Annotated in this window: 19 protein-coding genes; 9 read left to right on the top strand and 10 right to left on the bottom strand. The window is 64.7% G+C overall.

All coding sequences use genetic code 11. The features are described from left to right. Positions 1 to 415 precede the first annotated feature (415 nt). Positions 416 to 940 (top strand): gamma carbonic anhydrase family protein, encoded by a 525-nt coding sequence (locus ACEN9P_RS01825; protein ID WP_477662481.1) that lies wholly within the window; start codon positions 416 to 418, stop codon positions 938 to 940. Between the two features lie 150 nt (positions 941 to 1,090). Then, on the top strand, positions 1,091 to 2,059 hold the full coding sequence (hslO, locus tag ACEN9P_RS01820; protein ID WP_007873224.1) for an Hsp33 family molecular chaperone HslO: 969 nt from the start codon (positions 1,091 to 1,093) through the stop codon (positions 2,057 to 2,059). Here the strand turns inward: hslO and ACEN9P_RS01815 are convergent. From ACEN9P_RS01815 to pyrG, 6 genes are all read right to left on the bottom strand, one after another. Further along, entirely contained in the window at positions 2,053 to 2,517 is a 465-nt protein-coding gene (locus ACEN9P_RS01815) for a hypothetical protein (protein WP_495620917.1), read from the bottom strand. The two genes, hslO and ACEN9P_RS01815, sit on opposite strands and share 7 nt — an antisense overlap. A 48-nt stretch (positions 2,518 to 2,565) precedes the next feature. Beyond that, positions 2,566 to 2,841, bottom strand: coding sequence for a septum formation initiator family protein (locus ACEN9P_RS01810; RefSeq protein WP_074576952.1), 276 nt, complete (start codon positions 2,839 to 2,841; stop codon positions 2,566 to 2,568). A gap of 14 nt (positions 2,842 to 2,855) precedes the next feature. Further along, positions 2,856 to 4,139 carry a phosphopyruvate hydratase gene (eno, locus tag ACEN9P_RS01805; RefSeq protein ID WP_007873230.1) on the bottom strand — a complete coding sequence of 428 codons (1,284 nt, stop codon included), beginning with the start codon at positions 4,137 to 4,139 and terminating at the stop codon, positions 2,856 to 2,858. A gap of 49 nt (positions 4,140 to 4,188) precedes the next feature. Next, complete coding sequence (locus tag ACEN9P_RS01800; RefSeq protein ID WP_036840093.1) at positions 4,189 to 4,479, bottom strand: DUF1330 domain-containing protein; 291 nt, start codon at positions 4,477 to 4,479, stop codon at positions 4,189 to 4,191. Positions 4,480 to 4,600: 121 nt separating this feature from the next. Continuing rightward, positions 4,601 to 5,458 carry a 3-deoxy-8-phosphooctulonate synthase gene (kdsA, locus tag ACEN9P_RS01795; RefSeq protein WP_477664395.1) on the bottom strand — a complete coding sequence of 286 codons (858 nt, stop codon included), beginning with the start codon at positions 5,456 to 5,458 and terminating at the stop codon, positions 4,601 to 4,603. A gap of 1 nt (position 5,459) precedes the next feature. Next, positions 5,460 to 7,151 (bottom strand): CTP synthase, encoded by a 1,692-nt coding sequence (pyrG, locus tag ACEN9P_RS01790; RefSeq protein WP_477664394.1) that lies wholly within the window; start codon positions 7,149 to 7,151, stop codon positions 5,460 to 5,462. Between the two features lie 220 nt (positions 7,152 to 7,371). On the opposite strand from pyrG, the gene coaBC reads away from it, so the two are divergent. From coaBC to ACEN9P_RS01770, 4 genes are all read left to right on the top strand, one after another. Next, on the top strand, positions 7,372 to 8,628 hold the full coding sequence (coaBC, locus tag ACEN9P_RS01785; RefSeq protein ID WP_495620916.1) for a bifunctional phosphopantothenoylcysteine decarboxylase/phosphopantothenate--cysteine ligase CoaBC: 1,257 nt from the start codon (positions 7,372 to 7,374) through the stop codon (positions 8,626 to 8,628). Then, positions 8,625 to 9,086, top strand: coding sequence for a hypothetical protein (locus ACEN9P_RS01780; RefSeq protein ID WP_495620915.1), 462 nt, complete (start codon positions 8,625 to 8,627; stop codon positions 9,084 to 9,086). Before coaBC ends, ACEN9P_RS01780 begins: the two co-directional genes overlap by 4 nt. 3 nt (positions 9,087 to 9,089) lie before the next feature. Further along, on the top strand, positions 9,090 to 9,536 hold the full coding sequence (gene dut / locus ACEN9P_RS01775; RefSeq protein WP_074576942.1) for a dUTP diphosphatase: 447 nt from the start codon (positions 9,090 to 9,092) through the stop codon (positions 9,534 to 9,536). A 183-nt stretch (positions 9,537 to 9,719) separates the two neighbouring features. Then, complete coding sequence (locus ACEN9P_RS01770) at positions 9,720 to 10,271, top strand: outer membrane lipoprotein (protein WP_477664391.1); 552 nt, start codon at positions 9,720 to 9,722, stop codon at positions 10,269 to 10,271. 45 nt (positions 10,272 to 10,316) lie between these two features. Here the strand turns inward: ACEN9P_RS01770 and ACEN9P_RS01765 are convergent, their stop codons facing one another. Further along, complete coding sequence (locus ACEN9P_RS01765) at positions 10,317 to 10,841, bottom strand: FKBP-type peptidyl-prolyl cis-trans isomerase (protein ID WP_477664390.1); 525 nt, start codon at positions 10,839 to 10,841, stop codon at positions 10,317 to 10,319. Between the two features lie 14 nt (positions 10,842 to 10,855). On the opposite strand from ACEN9P_RS01765, the gene ACEN9P_RS01760 reads away from it, so the two are divergent. The 3 genes from ACEN9P_RS01760 (at position 10,856) to ACEN9P_RS01750 (ending at position 13,106) form a co-directional block, all read left to right on the top strand. Then, a complete protein-coding gene (locus ACEN9P_RS01760) occupies positions 10,856 to 12,073 on the top strand; it encodes a cupin domain-containing protein (protein ID WP_495620914.1) in 1,218 nt (405 codons plus the stop codon). Positions 12,074 to 12,116: 43 nt separating this feature from the next. Then, the gene (locus tag ACEN9P_RS01755) at positions 12,117 to 12,629 is read left to right on the top strand and encodes a hypothetical protein (protein ID WP_477664388.1); all 513 of its coding nucleotides are present in this window, start codon (positions 12,117 to 12,119) and stop codon (positions 12,627 to 12,629) included. A gap of 255 nt (positions 12,630 to 12,884) precedes the next feature. Next, positions 12,885 to 13,106, top strand: a complete 222-nt coding sequence (locus tag ACEN9P_RS01750) for a hypothetical protein (protein ID WP_495620913.1) — start codon at positions 12,885 to 12,887, stop codon at positions 13,104 to 13,106. 74 nt (positions 13,107 to 13,180) lie between these two features. On the opposite strand, the gene ACEN9P_RS01745 is transcribed toward ACEN9P_RS01750, so the two are convergent. The 3 genes from ACEN9P_RS01745 to dapA form a co-directional block, all read right to left on the bottom strand. After that, entirely contained in the window at positions 13,181 to 13,954 is a 774-nt protein-coding gene (locus ACEN9P_RS01745) for an MBL fold metallo-hydrolase (RefSeq protein WP_477664386.1), read from the bottom strand. A gap of 45 nt (positions 13,955 to 13,999) precedes the next feature. Then, positions 14,000 to 15,091: an NlpB/DapX family lipoprotein gene (bamC, locus tag ACEN9P_RS01740; protein WP_495620912.1), complete on the bottom strand. Its 1,092-nt coding sequence runs from the start codon at positions 15,089 to 15,091 to the stop codon at positions 14,000 to 14,002. 85 nt (positions 15,092 to 15,176) lie between these two features. After that, on the bottom strand, positions 15,177 to 16,061 hold the full coding sequence (gene dapA, locus ACEN9P_RS01735; RefSeq protein WP_495620911.1) for a 4-hydroxy-tetrahydrodipicolinate synthase: 885 nt from the start codon (positions 16,059 to 16,061) through the stop codon (positions 15,177 to 15,179). Positions 16,062 to 16,132: the final 71 nt, after the last annotated feature.

The raw sequence follows: 16,132 nt of genomic DNA, 5'->3' as shown, positions 1-16,132 counted from the left end.
CTAAGAGCCTGTTCAATGTCTAAACGGGGCCGCGTTGGGGTGCAATCGGGATGAGTGGGCCGACCGGGCACGCCGCATGGGCTAATGCCCATGCAAGGGCCTGGGTGGCTCAATCGCCCGACCGCCCAGCCGGTCGGCTGGGCGTCGTGCGGCTGCCCCAACGGGGATGCAAACGCGACCGCGTTTGCGTCACCCCAACCCGGAGGGCAAGCCCCTTCTCGGGCGGTCTGCGGCTTTGCGGCGCTAGCCCATAGCCATGCTATGGGCGTCGCACCGCGCCTTGCATCCCATCCCGAGAAGGCGCTTGCGCGGCCCCGTTTAGGCATTGAACAGGCTCTTACAATCGGGGGTATCGGAGCCGGCTGGGTGCTGGCCCTGCTTTTTTGACCCCATCCCCTCACCAAGTGCAAAACCCATGGCCCTCTACCAACTGGACAACCTGGCCCCTGACGTTCACGAATCCGCCTGGGTGGCCGACAACGCCCAGGTGATGGGCAATGTGAAACTGGCTGAGGACAGCAGCGTCTGGTTTGGGGTGGTGATACGGGGCGATACCGAGACCATTTCCGTGGGCCGGGGCTCCAACATCCAGGACAACAGCGTGCTGCATGCCGACATGGGGCTGCCGCTCAACATAGGCGAAAACGTCACCGTCGGCCACCAGGTCATGCTGCACGGCTGCACCATCGGCGACGGCTCGCTGATAGGCATCCAGGCGGTGGTGCTCAACGGCGCGAAAATCGGCAAGAACTGCCTGGTCGGCGCCGGCTCCCTGGTCACCGAAGGCAAGGAGTTCCCCGACGGCTCCATGATCCTCGGCAGCCCGGCCAAAGCTGTCAGGCAGCTGTCCCCGGAGCAGATAGAGGGTTTAAAAATGAGCGCGAAGCACTATGTAGACAATGCCCGGCGCTATAAGACCGGGCTCAAGAAAATTGCCTGAATGACCAAAACCATCAAATACACGCTGAGCGCTAACGCCTGCACTCTTATTCCAGCAGGGGCCGCGGAACCGGCTTTGCCGGGCGGCAGGCGCAGCGCCCCCTCGGGGGGCAGCGTATTACGCGAAGCGAAAAGCGTGGGGGCTTAATTAGTGTCCGAACTCCATAAATTCATCTTTGACGGTCTGCCCGTGCGCGGCATGCTGGTGCGCTTGACCGGCTCCTGGCAGGAAATCCTCAAGCGCCGGGAAGCGGCAGGCGGCTATCCGGCCGAGGTCACCAACCTGCTGGGGGAAATGACGGCGGCCGGCGCCCTGATGCAGAGCAACATCAAGTTCAACGGCTCGCTGATCCTGCAGATATTCGGCGATGGGCCGGTCAAGCTGGCCGTGGCCGAGGTGCAGCCAGACCTGAGCCTGCGCGCCACCGCCACGGTGACGGGCACGGTGGACCCGGGCAGTTCGCTGAGCCAGCTGGTCAACGTGAACAACCAGGGGCGCTGCGCGATCACCCTGGACCCGAAAGGCAAGCTGCCGGGCCAACAGGCCTACCAGGGCGTGGTGCCGCTGTACGGCGACCAGCGCGAGAAGATCGAAAACCTCGCCGAGGTGCTGGAGCACTACATGCTGCAGAGCGAGCAACTGGACACCAAGCTGATCCTGGCGGCCGACGGCAATGTGGCCGCGGGCCTGCTGATCCAGCGCCTGCCGGTCAAGGGCCAGGGCAACCTTGAAGGCCAGATAGACCGCGACGCCAACGAAGACCAGATAGGCGTCAACGAAGACTACAAGCGCATCGCGATGCTGGCCGGCACGCTCAAGCGCGAAGAGCTGCTGGGCCTGGATGCCGACACCATTTTGCGCCGCCTGTTCTGGGAAGAGCAGGTCACGCGTTTTGAGCCGGTGACGCCCAGCTTTGCCTGCAGCTGCTCGCGCGAGCGCGTAGGCGGCATGCTGCGCAGCCTGGGCGCCGACGAAATCGAGAGCATTATTTCCGAGCGCGGCAAGGTGGCGGTCGACTGCGAGTTTTGCGGCGCGCAGTATGAATTCGACCCGGTGGATGCGGCGCAGCTCTTCACCAGCCAGACCAACCAGCAGCCGCCGACCTCGACGGTTCAATAAGCGGCGCGCTGCGCCAGCAGGTCGCTCAGCAGGCGGTGTTCGCAGGCCGGGTCGCTGCATTTGTCGCAGACCCACACCCAGGCCTTGCTCCGGCCGGCCTGCGCCTGTTTCCGCGGCGGCGACCCCGGCAGCAGGCGTTCAACGGCGCCCAGCGCCTGCGCCAGGCGCTGCGGTGCGCTTCCATAGAGGACGCAGTAAGCCGTGCCGGCGGCGGCCAGGGCAGACCGTATGGACTGGTCGGCCGCCTGCCGGGCCGCTTCGGCCGACTCCAGCCCGCACAGCAGCGTCAGGCCATAGCCGGCATGGTCGGTATGGCCGGCTGCGCCGCCTGAAGACGCGGACGGGTCCGTCACGGCCACCTGCGCATCCCGGCCCGCGTCCTGGAGGGTGCGCTCCAAGTCGGAGGCCAGCTGATGTTTTCCGGTCGAAGGGGCGCCGGTGACGGCGATTTTCAGCACAGTCAATCCGTCAAGCGCACCGGCAGGCCTGGCAGGACTGCCCCAAGCCTACTTGGTGACCTGCACGAAGATTTCATTGGGCTTGACCATGCCCAGCTCGCTGCGGGCTTTTTCCTCGACCATTTCCAGGCCTTCCTTCAAGTCCCTGACTTCCGCCGTGAGCTGGTCGTTGGCGGCCTGGGCCTGGGCGTTCTTGGCTTGCTGCTCGGTCAGCCGGTGCTGCATTTCGCGCACGCTGGGAACGCTGCCCCGGCCCACCCAGAGTTGCGCATGGAAGATGACCAGCAGCGCAATCAGGACGGCAGGGACGAGTCGGTTTCCCACGTGCGGTTCAGTGCTTAGCGCAGGTTGTAAAAGGCGGCGCGCCCTGGGTAGGACGCAACGTCACCGAGGTCTTCCTCGATGCGCAGCAGCTGGTTGTACTTGGCCATACGGTCCGAGCGCGAGAGCGAGCCGGTCTTGATCTGGCCGGCGTTGGTGCCCACGGCGATATCGGCGATGGTCGAGTCCTCGGTTTCGCCGGAGCGGTGCGAGATCACGGCGGTGTAGCCGGCGCGTTTGGCCATCTCGATGGCGGCGAAGGTCTCGGTCAGGGTACCGATCTGGTTGATCTTGATCAGGATGGAGTTGGCGATGTGCTTGTCGATGCCTTCCTTGAGGATCTTGGTGTTGGTGACGAACAGGTCGTCGCCGACCAGCTGCACTTTTTTGCCGAGCTTCTCGGTGAGGATCTTCCAGCCGTCCCAGTCGCCCTCGGCCATGCCGTCCTCGATGCTGATGATGGGGTATTTGTCGACCCAGGTGGCCAGGATGTTGGTCCACTCTTCGGCCGAGAGGCTCAGGCCTTCGCCGGACAGCACGTACTTGCCGTCCTTGTAGAACTCGGAAGCCGCGCAGTCCAGGCCCAGGGCGATCTGCTCGCCGGCCACATAACCGGCCGCGGAAATGGCTTCCAGGATCATCTGGATGGCCGCCTCGTGGCTGGGCACGTTGGGGGCGAAGCCGCCCTCGTCGCCGACGGCCACGCTCATGCCCTTGTCGTGCAGGATTTTCTTGAGCGCGTGGAAGACTTCGGCGCCGTAACGCACGGCTTCGCGAAAGCTCGGTGCGCCCACGGGGATGATCATCAGTTCCTGCAGGTCCAGGTTGTTGTTGGCGTGCGCGCCGCCGTTGACCACGTTCATCATGGGCACGGGCATCTGCATGGCGCCGCTGCCGCCGAAATAGCGGTACAGGGGCAGGCCGGCTTCTTCGGCGGCGGCGCGGGCCACGGCCATGCTGACGGCCAGCGTGGCGTTGGCGCCCAGGCGCGATTTGTTGTCGGTGCCGTCCAGGTCGATCAGCGTGCGGTCCAGGAAGGCCTGTTCGCTCGCGTCCAGGCCCAGCACGGCTTCGGAGATTTCGGTGTTGATGTGCTCGACCGCCTTGAGCACGCCCTTGCCCAGGTAGCGCGACTTGTCGCCGTCGCGCAGTTCGATCGCTTCGCGCGAACCGGTGGAGGCGCCGGACGGAACGGCCGCGCGGCCCATGACGCCGGACTCCAGCAGCACGTCGCATTCAACGGTAGGGTTGCCACGGCTGTCGAGAATTTCGCGGCCGACGATATCAACAATTGCGCTCATTTAGGCTCTTTCAAAAATCGGAAAAACAAAGATAAAAAAACAAAAACGGTTACACACCTTCGACCAGCACCATGCGCATGACGGCAATGCCCTGGCGCGACTGGCGCGCCGCTTCGTATTCGGCGGATTCATTGAAGGCGCGGGCCTGCTCCACGCTGGGGAACTTCAGCACCACGATGCGGCTGGGCGTCCAGTCGCCTTCCAGTACCTCGATCTTGCCGCCGCGCACGCAAACTTCGGCGCCGTGCGCCTGCATGGCAATGCTAGACAGCTTTTTGTACTGTTCGTATTGTTCGGGGTTCGTAACCGTCACGTTGGCGATGATGTAGGCGCTGGGCATGTGGGCTCCGGAAACAGGTTGGGGACGCTTGCTATCTTGAACAGTGCTGTTGCCGCTGCGGGGTCAGCGGGGCAGGGCGCGGGATGACGTGCACCTGCGCCGGTATGGGGCTTGCGCCTGTTCAGGCAGCAAAATTGTTTTCAAGGAAGCCGTTGCGTTTGGTGACCCGGTCCAGCTCAAGCAGCGTTTCCAGCAAGGCCTTCATGTGTTTGAGCGGCACGGCATTGGGGCCGTCGCACAAGGCCTTGGCCGGGTCCGGGTGGGTTTCCATGAACAGGCCAGAGACGCCGACGGCCACCGCGGCACGCGCGAGCACCGGCACCATCTCGCGCACGCCGCCGCTGCTGGTGCCTTGGCCGCCGGGCAGCTGCACCGAGTGGGTCGCGTCAAACACGACCGGTGCGTTGGTCTCGCGCATGATGGCCAGGCTACGCATGTCGCTGACCAGGTTGTTGTAGCCAAAGCTGGCGCCGCGTTCGCAGGCCATGAAGTTGTCTTCCGGCAGGCCGGCCGCCTTGACGGCCGCGCGCGCCTTGGTGATGACGTTCTTCATGTCGCCCGGGGCCATGAACTGGCCTTTCTTGATATTGACCGGCAGGCCGGACAGCGCGACGGCGTGGATGAAGTCGGTCTGGCGGCACAGCAGGGCCGGTGTTTGCAGCACATCGACGACTTTGGCAACCTGGGCGATCTGGTCTTCGGAGTGGATGTCGGTCAGCACCGGCACGCCAATGTCCTTTTTGACCTTGGCCAGAATCTCCAGTCCTTTCTCAGTGCCCAGTCCGCGAAAGGCCGTCTCGCTGGTGCGGTTGGCCTTGTCGAAACTGCTTTTGAAGATGAAGGGGATGCCCAGTGAGGCGGTGATTTCCTTGAGCGTGCCGGCGGCGTCCATCTGCAATTGCTCTGATTCCACCACGCAGGGGCCGGCGATCAGGAAAAACGGTTGGTCAAGGCCGATGTCGAATCCACAGAGTTTCATGTCAAGCCACCGCCTTCAACGGCTTGGCCGCGGGTTTGCCGCCCTGGCCCGCGCTGGCCCGCAGCTGGAGCACGGCCGCGATGTAGGCATTGAACAGCGGGTGGCCGGCCCAGGGCGTGGATTTGAATTCGGGGTGGAATTGCACGCCGACAAACCAGGGGTGGACGTCCTGCGGCAGCTCGACGATTTCGGTGAGCTGCTCGCGCTGGGTCAGCGCGGAGATGACCAGGCCCGAGGCGCGCAGGGCGTCGAGGTAGTTGACGTTGGCTTCGTAGCGGTGGCGGTGGCGTTCGGTGACCACATCGCCGTAGATCTTGTGCGCCAGCGTGCCGGGGGCGACGTCGGAACTCTGTGCGCCCAGGCGCATGGTGCCGCCCAGGTCGGACTTGGCATCGCGCGTCTTGATGGTGCCGTCGGCGTCTTTCCATTCGGTGATCAGCGCGATGACGGGGTGCGGCGTCGCGGGGTCGAACTCGGTGCTGTTGGCGTCCTTCAGGCCGGCGACATGGCGCGCGAACTCGATGGTGGCGACCTGCATGCCCAGGCAGATGCCGAGGTAAGGCATCTTGTTCTCGCGCGCGAAGCGGGCCGCGCAAATCTTGCCTTCGACGCCGCGCACGCCGAAGCCGCCCGGCACCAGCACGCCGTCAAAGCGTGCCAGGCGCGAAACGTTGTCCGGCGTGATGGTTTCGGAGTCGACGTACTCGATGACCACCTTGGCATGGTTTTTCATGCCGGCGTGGCGCAGTGCTTCATTGAGCGACTTGTAGCTGTCGGAGAGGTCGACGTACTTGCCGACCATGGCGATGTGCACTTCGGTCTGGGGGTGCTCGGTTTCGTAGACCAGGTCGTCCCAGCGCCGGAGGTTGGCCGGCGGCGTGTTCAGGCGCAGCTTGTCGCAGATCAGGCCGTCCAGGCCCTGCTCGTGCAGCATGCGCGGCACCTTGTAAATCGTGTCCACGTCCCACATGGAGATCACGCCCCATTCAGGAACGTTGGAGAACAGCGAGATCTTCTCGCGCTCTTCGCTGGGGATGGGGCGGTCCGCGCGGCACAGCAGCACGTCGGCCTGGATACCGATTTCGCGCAGCTGCTTGGCGGTGTGCTGGGTCGGCTTGGTCTTGAGTTCGCCGGCGGCGGCGATCCAGGGCAGGTAGCTCAGGTGCACAAAAGCGGTGTTGTTGGCGCCCAGGCGCAGGCTCATCTGGCGCACGGCTTCCAGGAAGGGCAGGGACTCGATGTCGCCGACGGTGCCGCCGATTTCGACAATGGCCACGTCGACGGCATCAGGTGTTTCATAGCCGGCGCCGCGCTTGACGAACTCCTGGATTTCATTGGTGACGTGCGGGATGACCTGCACGGTCTTGCCGAGGTAGTCGCCGCGGCGCTCTTTTTCGAGCACGCTTTTGTAGATCTGGCCGGTGGTGAAGTTGTTGGCCTTGCGCATGCGCGTTTCGATGAAACGCTCGTAGTGGCCCAGGTCCAGGTCGGTTTCGGCGCCGTCGTCGGTCACAAAAACCTCGCCGTGCTGGAAGGGCGACATCGTGCCCGGATCCACATTGAGGTAGGGATCGAGCTTGATTAAAGTGACTTTGAGGCCTCGCGATTCCAGGATCGCAGCTAAGGAGGCTGAGGCGATTCCCTTGCCCAGGGAAGACACCACACCGCCGGTGACGAAGACAAATTTGGTCATGTCAGGTACGAACCGCAAGTTCGTAGAGGTGGTAAACGGAGATTATACGGGTTGCCCGCCGGGTTACCGGCAGCAAGGGCATTGAATTTCGAGGCGGTGCCGCCAAGCCTCGCATGCCCCTAGGGGCAACACCGCTGGATACAGCGAAACGCGAGGGGGAGGGTGTAACTGAGATACATTGCGGAACATGACACATCAAGCGCAAGCTGCGGAGAACGGTATGCAGCCAGAAGAGGCCCTGGACCTGGCCGGCAAACACATCGTGCTGGGCCTGTCGGGCGGGATCGCCTGTTACAAGGCGGCCGAGCTGTGCCGGGCCCTGATCAAGGCCGGGGCCACGGTGCAGGTGGTCATGACCGAGGCGGCCGAGCAGTTCATCACGCCCGTCACGCTGCAGGCCCTGAGCGGCCGGCCGGTCTACACCAGCCAGTGGGACAGCCGCGAAGACAACAACATGGCGCACATCAACCTGTCGCGCGAGTCCGACGCCATCCTGGTCGCGCCCATGAGCGCCGACTTCATGGCCAAGCTGCTGCACGGGCGCGCCGACGACCTGCTCAGCCTGATGTGCCTGGCCCGCCCCATCGACAAGGTGCCGCTGCTGGTGGCGCCGGCCATGAACCGCGAGATGTACGCCCACCCGGCCACGCAGCGCAATTTTGTGCAGCTGGATGCCGACGGCGCCACGGTGCTGGGCGTAGGCAGCGGCTTCCAGGCCTGCGGCGAGACCGGCGACGGGCGCATGCTGGAGCCCGAGCAGATCCTCGAGGACCTGGTGGCTTTTTTTGCGCCCAAAGTGCTGGCCGGCCAGCGCGTGCTGGTCACCGCAGGCCCCACCTATGAAGCCATAGACCCGGTGCGCGGCATCACCAACCTGTCCAGCGGCAAGATGGGTTTTGCCATCGCGCGCGCGGCGCGCGAGGCGGGCGCCGAGGTGACGCTGGTCGCCGGCCCGGTGAGCCAGCCCACGCCGCGCGGCGTGACCCGCATCGACGTGAGGTCCGCGCAGCAGATGCTGGACGCCGTGGCGGCGCGTGCCCAGGCCGCCAGCGTTTTTATTGCCACGGCGGCGGTGGCCGACTGGCGGCCCGCCGCGCCTTCGGCCCAGAAAATCAAGAAAGACGGCTCCGGCCAGGCGCCGCAACTCGCGTTCACCGAGAACCCGGACATCCTGGCCACCGTGGCCCAGTCCGCCCAAGCGCAGGCCGGCCGGCTTTTCTGCGTGGGTTTCGCGGCGGAAAGCCAGGACTTGGCGGAAAACGCCGAGGCCAAGCGCCTGCGCAAAAAAGTGCCGCTGCTGGTCGGCAACATCGGCCCCGACACCTTCGGCCAGGACCATAACGCGCTGCTGCTGGTGGATGCGCAGGGCAGCAAAGCCTTGCCCCGGGCCTCCAAGCTCTCATTGGCGCGGCGGCTGGTGGGGGAGATCGCGGCCAGGATGGCGGATGCCCCCAAAGGGAAAGCGGCCGCGCCGTGAACCTTCCCTCCAACACACCGCCGGACGGCGATTTTGTGGCCTACGTGGAGCGCCTGACCCATGCGAATGCGCCTGCGCCGGCCGAAGCCCGTGAAGACCGGCTCAAGCCCCAGGACAAAACCGCGCCGCGCACACCATCTCCGGCAAACATCGCTACGCCATCCGACAAGCCCGCGCCAGTCGCCGCCACCGTCGCCGCCTTTGCCACCCACGTCAAATGGGTTGTTATCCTGTGGATCGCCACCCAGGTTTTGTCCGAGGTGGTGCCCGGAACCGGTTTCCTGTTCCTGCCCGCGCTGCTGGTGTACGGCGCGTGGGCGGTGTTCCAGGCCAACCGCCGGTCATCCGGGGCGCTGCTCCAGCGCCTGCGTGAGATGGCGCGGCAAGCGGCCGAAGAGGCCCAAAAGGCCCAAAAGGCCCAAAAGGCCCAAAAAAATCAACCTCCGAAGAAAAAATAGTTCATGCACATCGACGTCAAGATTCTCGACCCGCGCCTTCAGAACAACCTTCCCACCTACGCCACGCCCGGCAGCGCCGGCCTGGACCTGCGCGCCTGCCTGGATGCGCCGCTCACGCTGGCTGCCAACGCCTGGCAACTGGTGCCCACCGGCATCGCCATCTACCTGCACAACCCGGGCTATGCCGCTCTGATCCTGCCGCGCTCGGGCCTGGGCCACAAACACGGCATCGTGCTGGGCAACCTGGTGGGCCTGATCGACAGCGACTACCAGGGGCAGCTGATGGTCAGCGCCTGGAACCGCAGCGACGTGCCCTTCACGATTGAACCCATGGAGCGGATCGCGCAGCTGATGATCGTGCCCGTGGTGCAGGCGCAGTTCAATGTGGTGTCCGAATTTCCCGCCAGTGAGCGCGGGGAAGGCGGCTACGGCTCCACCGGCAAGGCCTGAGCCCGGCACTCCGGGCCGCCGTGCGCAGGGGTGGGGGTTTTCCTACAACCCCTGCAACAAGGCTCCCACGCCACCACAGGCCCAATCCCCACCTGGGAAGACGCGGGCCGCATCCTTAATAAGCCATGAGAGTCCATGCGCCTGTGGTGCCGGGATCTCATGACTTACCAACAGGAGAGACTCATGCGAAACACATCCCGCTTTATTTCATCTGCGTCCGTGGTGCTGGCGCTGGCCGCCCTTGCGGCCTGCGCACCCATGAACCCGCCGCCGACCTCCGACGCGAATTACCCACCCGCCTATCCCAATACCGCCAGCTACCCCAACCAGACCTATCCGGCTGGAACCTACCCGGCAGGGACCTATCCCGCCAACCAGCAGAACCGCTATGTCGAATACGGACGCGTCAGCAATGTCGAAGTGTTTCGCACCCAGGAACAGGCCAGGAGCTCGGGCGTAGGTGCCATCCTCGGCGGTGTGGCCGGCGCGGTGGTGGGCCACCAGATCGGCGGCGGCACCGGCAAGGATGTGGCGACGGTTGTCGGCGCAGTGGGCGGCGCCGTGGCTGGTAATGCGATTGAGAAGAACCGCAATCCCGGTGCGGTTCGCGAAACCTACCGCGTATCTGTCCAGCTCGACAATGGCACCGGCCGTGCCTATGACGTGCCTTCCACGGGCGACCTGCGCATAGGCGATCGCGTGAGGATTGAGAACGGCCTGCTGTACCGGATGTAAGCGGCCGGGGTTGCCAAAAGGCGGCGGCATGCCGCCGCCTTGACCTTAGTGCAGGGTGCCGCTTCCGGGCGTGAGGGGCTCGAGCTTGAAGAAGCCGGTGCCCAGCGAGCCCTGGCCGATTTCCTCTTCGCTTGCTTCACGCACCGACTCGACCTTGACCGCCAGCCGGATGGCGATGCCCGCCAGTGGATGGTTGCCGTCCAGCACCACGTGCTCGGGATAGATTTCGGTGACCGTGTAGATATGGTCGTGCGGTGCCGCTCCGCTGACACCTTTGGGCAGGGCCGCGCCGTCGAAGGTCATGCCTTCTTCGAGTTCGGCAGGGAAAACCTTGCGGGGCTCGAGAAACACCAGGTTCTCGTCATAGTCACCAAAGGCGTCTTCGGGCTCCAGGTGCAGCTCAAGCTTGTCGCCGGCTTCACGGCCTTGCAGGGCCTGCTCGATCTTGGCCAGCAGGTCGTCACCGCCCATCAGGAACTCGATGGGCTCATCCAGTTCGTCCAGCACATCGCCCAGGGTGTCTTTCAGCGTCCATGTCAGGGCTACGACGCATTGCGGGGTGATTTTCATCCGACAATTGTCCCATGGATGTAAACCAATCTCTAGCGCTCCTTGCCGGCCTGAGCCCGGCGCAATTCATGCGCCGCCACTGGCAAAAAAAGCCGCTGCTCGTGCGCCAGGCCCTGCCCGGATTCCAGCCTTTGCTGAGCCGCGCGGACTTGTTCAAACTGGCCGCGAGCGAACAGGTGGAGTCGCGCCTGATCGTCCAGCAAGCCAAGGGCTGGCGCATGAAGCAGGGGCCTTTTGCGCCGCGCGGCCTGCCGCCGCTGAGCCAGAAGGCCTGGACCCTGTTGGTGCAGGGCGTGGACCTGCATGACGCCGGGGCGCACGAGCTGCTGCAGCAGTTTCGTTTTGTTCCCGATGCGCGGCTTGACGACTTGATGATCTCGTTCGCCACAGCGGGTGGCGGCGTGGGGCCGCACTTTGACAGCTATGACGTGTTCCTGCTGCAGGCCAGCGGGCGGCGGCGCTGGAAGATAGGGCGGCAAAAAGACCTGAGCCTGCAGGAGGGCGTGCCGCTGAAGATTCTGCGGAACTTCGAGCCCGAGCAGGAGTTTGTGCTGGAAGCCGGCGACATGCTTTACCTGCCCCCGCGTTATGCCCATGACGGCATTGCCGAAGCAGCGGTGTCGGGTGACGGCAAGGCGGCCGACTGCATGACCTATTCAATCGGCTTCAGGTCGCCGGGGCGCGGCGAACTGGCGGCAGAGCTGCTGCAGCGCCTGGCGGAATTCAGCGAGGACGACAGGCAGGCGGATGCCCCTGTGGGACGCCGCGCAGCCAAAGCCTCCGAGATCTACCGTGATCCCGGGCAGGACGCCACGGCCACCCCGGCGGCCTTGCCGGCAGAGCTGGCCACCTTTGCCAGCCAGGCCGTGCAGGAGGCGCTGAAAGACCCCCTCGCGCTGACCTGCGCCCTGGGCGAGTACATGACCGAACCCAAGCCTTCCGTGTGGTTTGACGAAGCCGACTATGAATGGGATGCCGAGGCCGCGCGGGCCGGCCGCGCGGGAGTCAGGCTGGATGCCCGCACCCGGATGATGTATGACGCCGACCATGTGTTCATCAACGGGGAGAGCTACCGCGCCAAAGGCGCCGATGCGACGCTGATGCGCCGGCTGGCTGACGGCCGAGGCCTGGCGCCGCATGAACTGCGCAAGGCCGGCGCCTCCGCGATGGCCTTGCTGGGCGACTGGCACGATGCCGGCTGGCTGCGGCAGGAGCCGTGCGCGGATTCCTGATCGGCCCAGCAACTGTTTGCCACCTTTGCCAAGGAGATGCTCCATGGAAACCGACACGACACCCACCCCGCCGCAGGCCTTGCCGGAAGGCCGTTTCAGCGGGCGCACCGACTTCACCGAGATGATCCGCCAGGCTTTTTCCGCGGCGGCCCAGCAGGGCTGGCGTGAAATCATCGTCTGCGACCCGGATTTTGAAGACTGGCCCCTGGGGGAGCGCGCGGTGGTGCAGGCCTTGAACGACTGGTCCAAAACCGGCCGGACCTTCACCATGCTGGCCAGGAACTACGACGAGGTGCTGCGCCGGCATGCGCGCTTCGTCACCTGGCGGCGAACCTGGGCCCATATCGTGGAATGCCGGGCCAACGCGTCGGCCCCGGCCGATGACCTACCCAGCGCCTTGCTGGGGCCGGGCTGGGTCTTTGAGCGCCTGGACCTGCAGCGCTGCACGGGCATGGCCGGGTCCGAGCCGGCGCGCCGGGTTGCGCTCAGGGAGCGGCTCAATGAAAGGCTGCTGAAAAGTTCGCCGGCCTTCCCGGCCACCACCCTGGGCCTTTAAACGCAAGGATTGCGCAAGCATCGCATGGGGCCCGTCATACGGTCACGATTCGTCGACTAAGGGTTTCCGGACTTGTAATATCCAGCATATAATTTAAAGCTGGGTAGAAAGAGCTCGAGTCCTTTCCCCGGTCAAAAATAACTTGAATTCCGGTTTGGGTTTCTTTTGACAATTTCCGGAAATTGTTTTCTTAAATATCATCAAGGATCGAAAAAATGAACAAGTCCCTCGTTTTGGCAGCTATCGTTGCCGCTGTTGCACTGGCTGCTTGCGGCAAGAAAGAAGAAGCCGCAGCACCTGCACCAGCCGCTGCAGCTCCTGCACCTGCTGCTGAAGCTTCCGCACCTGCCGCCGCTGCATCCGCACCCGCCGCTGCCACGTCCGCTGCTCCGGCTGCTGATGCTGCCGCCGCTGCCGCTGCTGCTACCGCTACCGCAGCTCCTGCAAGCGCCGCCAAGTAATTCTTCAGTGAATTGAAAAAGCCGCCGCAAGGCGGCTTTTTTTTGCCCTTATTTTTTCGCCCCATCGTGTTCTCGGCGGGCGCCCCGGCCTCAAACCGAAAGCCAGGGCGTTCCGGTGTCGGGCGCGGCCACGACGATGTCGTCCGCCCCGCAACCCAGGGTTTCGGCCATCAGCGCCTGCACCAGCGCGGGCCGGTTGTTCTGCACGCTCAGGTGCGCGGCCACCAGGTGCCTGAAACGCCCATGAACCAGGGTGCGGGCAATCTCCACCGCCGCGGCATTGGAGAGATGGCCGTACTGGCCGCCCACGCGCCGCTTTAAAAAGGGCGGATACGACGACCGCGCCAGCATGTCGGTGTCGTGGTTGCACTCCAGCATCAGGGCGTCGCAAGCCATGAGATGCGACATGACATGGGTGGTGGCGTGGCCCAGGTCGGTCAGGATGCCGAGCTTGGCCGAGCCGTCGGTGCAACTGAGCTGCAAGGGCTCCCTGGCGTCGTGCGGCACGGTAAAGGGCGTGAGCTGCAGGCCTCCCAGTTCTATGGCTTTGCCGTCACGCGCGGTGTGCAGCAGTCCGTCGAAATCCGGAGCCCCTATGGCGGCATGCGTGCCGTGGCTCATCCAGACCGGGATGCGATAGCGCAGGGCGAGTGAGCGCGCGCAGCCGATATGGTCGCCGTGTTCATGCGTGATGAACACGGCATGGATGTCCTCGGGCTGCAAGCCGGCTTCACCAAGCCGGTAAAGCAGGTGTTTGAGGCCCAGCCCGCAGTCGACAAGAACCCGCGATGGTGCGATTCCCGCCGCTTCGACCACGGTGGCATTGCCCGAACTGCCGCTGCCCAGGCTTTTAAACCTCAACATGGGCGTCGCAATCCGTGGCCGGGGCGGTCGGGCGGCAAGCCCGGATTATTTGAGGTCGTCGGCGATCACCTGCACGATGCGCTGGGCATTGGCCGACGATTCGGCGGCGCCTTGTGCATTGAGGACGGAAACCGTGGTGCTCTCGCCCTGGCTCTTGACGGCGATACGGTACTTCAGGGGCGGCGTGGCGGCCGGCGACCCGCTGAACAGCTTGCTGAAGAAGCCGGGCTCGGTCTTGTTCACGACGGGCTCGACGTAGCGCACGAAGTAGGTGCCCTGGCTGCGGTCGCGGTCTTCAACGGTAAAGCCGGTGCGGTCCAGCGCGAGGCCGACCCGGCGCCAGGCGCGGTCAAAACCTTCGTCGATCTGCACGACAGGCAGGTTGTTGACCGTGGCGATGCGCGAAGTCTGCTTGGTGGCGCCCGCGGCCACCAGGGCCTTGGACTGCTCTTGCGACACGCCCAGCTTGACCATCAGGCGGCGCAGGAATTCGGCTTCGAGTTCCGGATCGGCGGGACGGGGCTGCCAGACCGTGCTGTCGCCGGAGGAACTGCCGGATTTTGCGCCGGTAATCACTTCAATCATGCCGCGGTGGCTGACGTAAATTTCAGTGCCGCCATCGGGGCGGCGCTCCAGGCGCGTGCGGAACTTGTCGCGCTCGCCGGTCGAATAGAGGCCGTCGAACACCTTGCCCAGCGCGCTGCGGATGAAGTCCTGCGGCAGCTTGGCCCGGTTTTCGGCGAAGTCGGTTTCCATGATGCCCAGGTTTTCCTGGTCCTGCGCGAGCAGGAAGCCGCTTTCCAGCCAGAAGTCGCGCACAGGGCCCCAGAGCTTGTCGGCGGGCCGGTTCACGACCAGCCAGCGCTGGCTGCCCGCGCGTTCGATGCGCACGTCGCCGACGGCGGTGACGGCCGTCTGCACGGCCTGCGTGGGCTGGCCCACCTGGTAGCTGCTGGCGGACACCGCCGTGCCGGGCACCACGTAACGGGTGTCGCGGCTGAGCTGGGTCAGATCGGGGGGAATGTCCAGCGAAGGGCCCTTGGCGCCGCTGCTCTTGTAATCGACGCGTTCACCGTCCATCACTTCGCGGATGGAGGAGCAGCCGGCGAGCAGGCCGAGGGCAACCAGCGCGGACACGGCTGCGGCGCTCCGGGCTTTTGAAAATGCAGGACGTGTTGGCGATATCTTCACTTGGGTTCCCTTAAAAATCAGATCAGGCAAATCAAATCAGGCCGCAGGCGCGCAAGGCGTTTTCCACGGCCGCTTCGTTCGATGTTTCCAGCGGCGTCATGGGCAGGCGCAAGGTGCCGCCGCAAAGACCCATCCGGGCCATGGCCCATTTGACGGGAATCGGGTTGGCTTCAATAAACAGGTTTCTGTGCAGCGGCAGGAGCTTGAGCTGCAGCTCCATGGCGCGGGGCGTGTCGCCCGCCACGGCGGCCACGCACAGCTCGTGCATGAGCCGGGGTGCCACGTTGGCCGTCACGCTGACGTTGCCCTGGCCGCCGCAAAGCATGAGCGCCACGGCCGTCGGGTCGTCGCCCGAATACACGGCAAAGCCCTTGGGCACTTCCTTGATCAGCCACTGCGCGCGCTCGATGTTGCCGGTGGCTTCCTTGATGCCGACAATGCCGGGCACCTGGGCCAGGCGCAGCACGGTGGCGTGCGCCATATCGGCCACGGTGCGGCCGGGCACGTTGTAGAGCACGGTGGGCAGGTCGCCGACGGCTTCGGCAATCGCCTTGAAATGCCGGTACTGGCCTTCCTGCGTGGGCTTGTTGTAATAGGGGACGACCTGCAGCTGGCAGTCGGCGCCCACCTGCTTGGCGAATTTGGCGAGTTCGATCGCCTCGGCGGTGGAGTTGGCGCCGCAGCCGGCCATGATGGGCACGCGCTTTTTGGCCTGCTCCACCGAGACGCGGATGATTTCGCAGTGCTCCTCGACGTTGACGGTCGGGGATTCGCCGGTGGTGCCGACCACGCCTATGCAGTCGGTGCCTTCGGCGATGTGCCAGTCCACCAGTTTGCGCAGGGTGGGGTAATCTACGCTGCCGTCATCATGCAAGGGCGTTGCCAATGCAACGATGCTGCCAGTAATGGGTTTCATGCTTTACTTAAAAACGTTCGCGGCCGGATAGGGCCTGGCCGAAATACCGCCGGGCCGGCCCCGAAAAGCCA

The organism is Polaromonas sp. Polasp52, from assembly GCF_059491565.1.
Note: the sequence above shows the minus strand (reverse complement) of the source record. Positions and strands in the feature narration are given on the sequence as shown.

Bases quoted from the DNA above. Each gene is read 5' to 3' on its own strand.
- kdsA (WP_477664395.1), bottom strand. From the start codon at position 5,458: ATGAAACTCTGTGGATTCGACATCGGCCTTGACCAACCGTTTTTCCTG.
- ACEN9P_RS01755 (WP_477664388.1), top strand. From the start codon at position 12,117: ATGGAAACCGACACGACACCCACCCCGCCGCAGGCCTTGCCGGAAGGC.
- dut (WP_074576942.1), top strand. From the start codon at position 9,090: ATGCACATCGACGTCAAGATTCTCGACCCGCGCCTTCAGAACAACCTT.
- ACEN9P_RS01825 (WP_477662481.1), top strand. From the start codon at position 416: ATGGCCCTCTACCAACTGGACAACCTGGCCCCTGACGTTCACGAATCC.
- ACEN9P_RS01745 (WP_477664386.1), bottom strand. From the start codon at position 13,954: ATGTTGAGGTTTAAAAGCCTGGGCAGCGGCAGTTCGGGCAATGCCACC.
- pyrG (WP_477664394.1), bottom strand. From the start codon at position 7,151: ATGACCAAATTTGTCTTCGTCACCGGCGGTGTGGTGTCTTCCCTGGGC.
- ACEN9P_RS01760 (WP_495620914.1), top strand. From the start codon at position 10,856: ATGGATGTAAACCAATCTCTAGCGCTCCTTGCCGGCCTGAGCCCGGCG.
- coaBC (WP_495620916.1), top strand. From the start codon at position 7,372: ATGCAGCCAGAAGAGGCCCTGGACCTGGCCGGCAAACACATCGTGCTG.
- ACEN9P_RS01800 (WP_036840093.1), bottom strand. From the start codon at position 4,479: ATGCCCAGCGCCTACATCATCGCCAACGTGACGGTTACGAACCCCGAA.
- ACEN9P_RS01770 (WP_477664391.1), top strand. From the start codon at position 9,720: ATGCGAAACACATCCCGCTTTATTTCATCTGCGTCCGTGGTGCTGGCG.
- dapA (WP_495620911.1), bottom strand. From the start codon at position 16,061: ATGAAACCCATTACTGGCAGCATCGTTGCATTGGCAACGCCCTTGCAT.
- eno (WP_007873230.1), bottom strand. From the start codon at position 4,139: ATGAGCGCAATTGTTGATATCGTCGGCCGCGAAATTCTCGACAGCCGT.
- ACEN9P_RS01765 (WP_477664390.1), bottom strand. From the start codon at position 10,841: ATGAAAATCACCCCGCAATGCGTCGTAGCCCTGACATGGACGCTGAAA.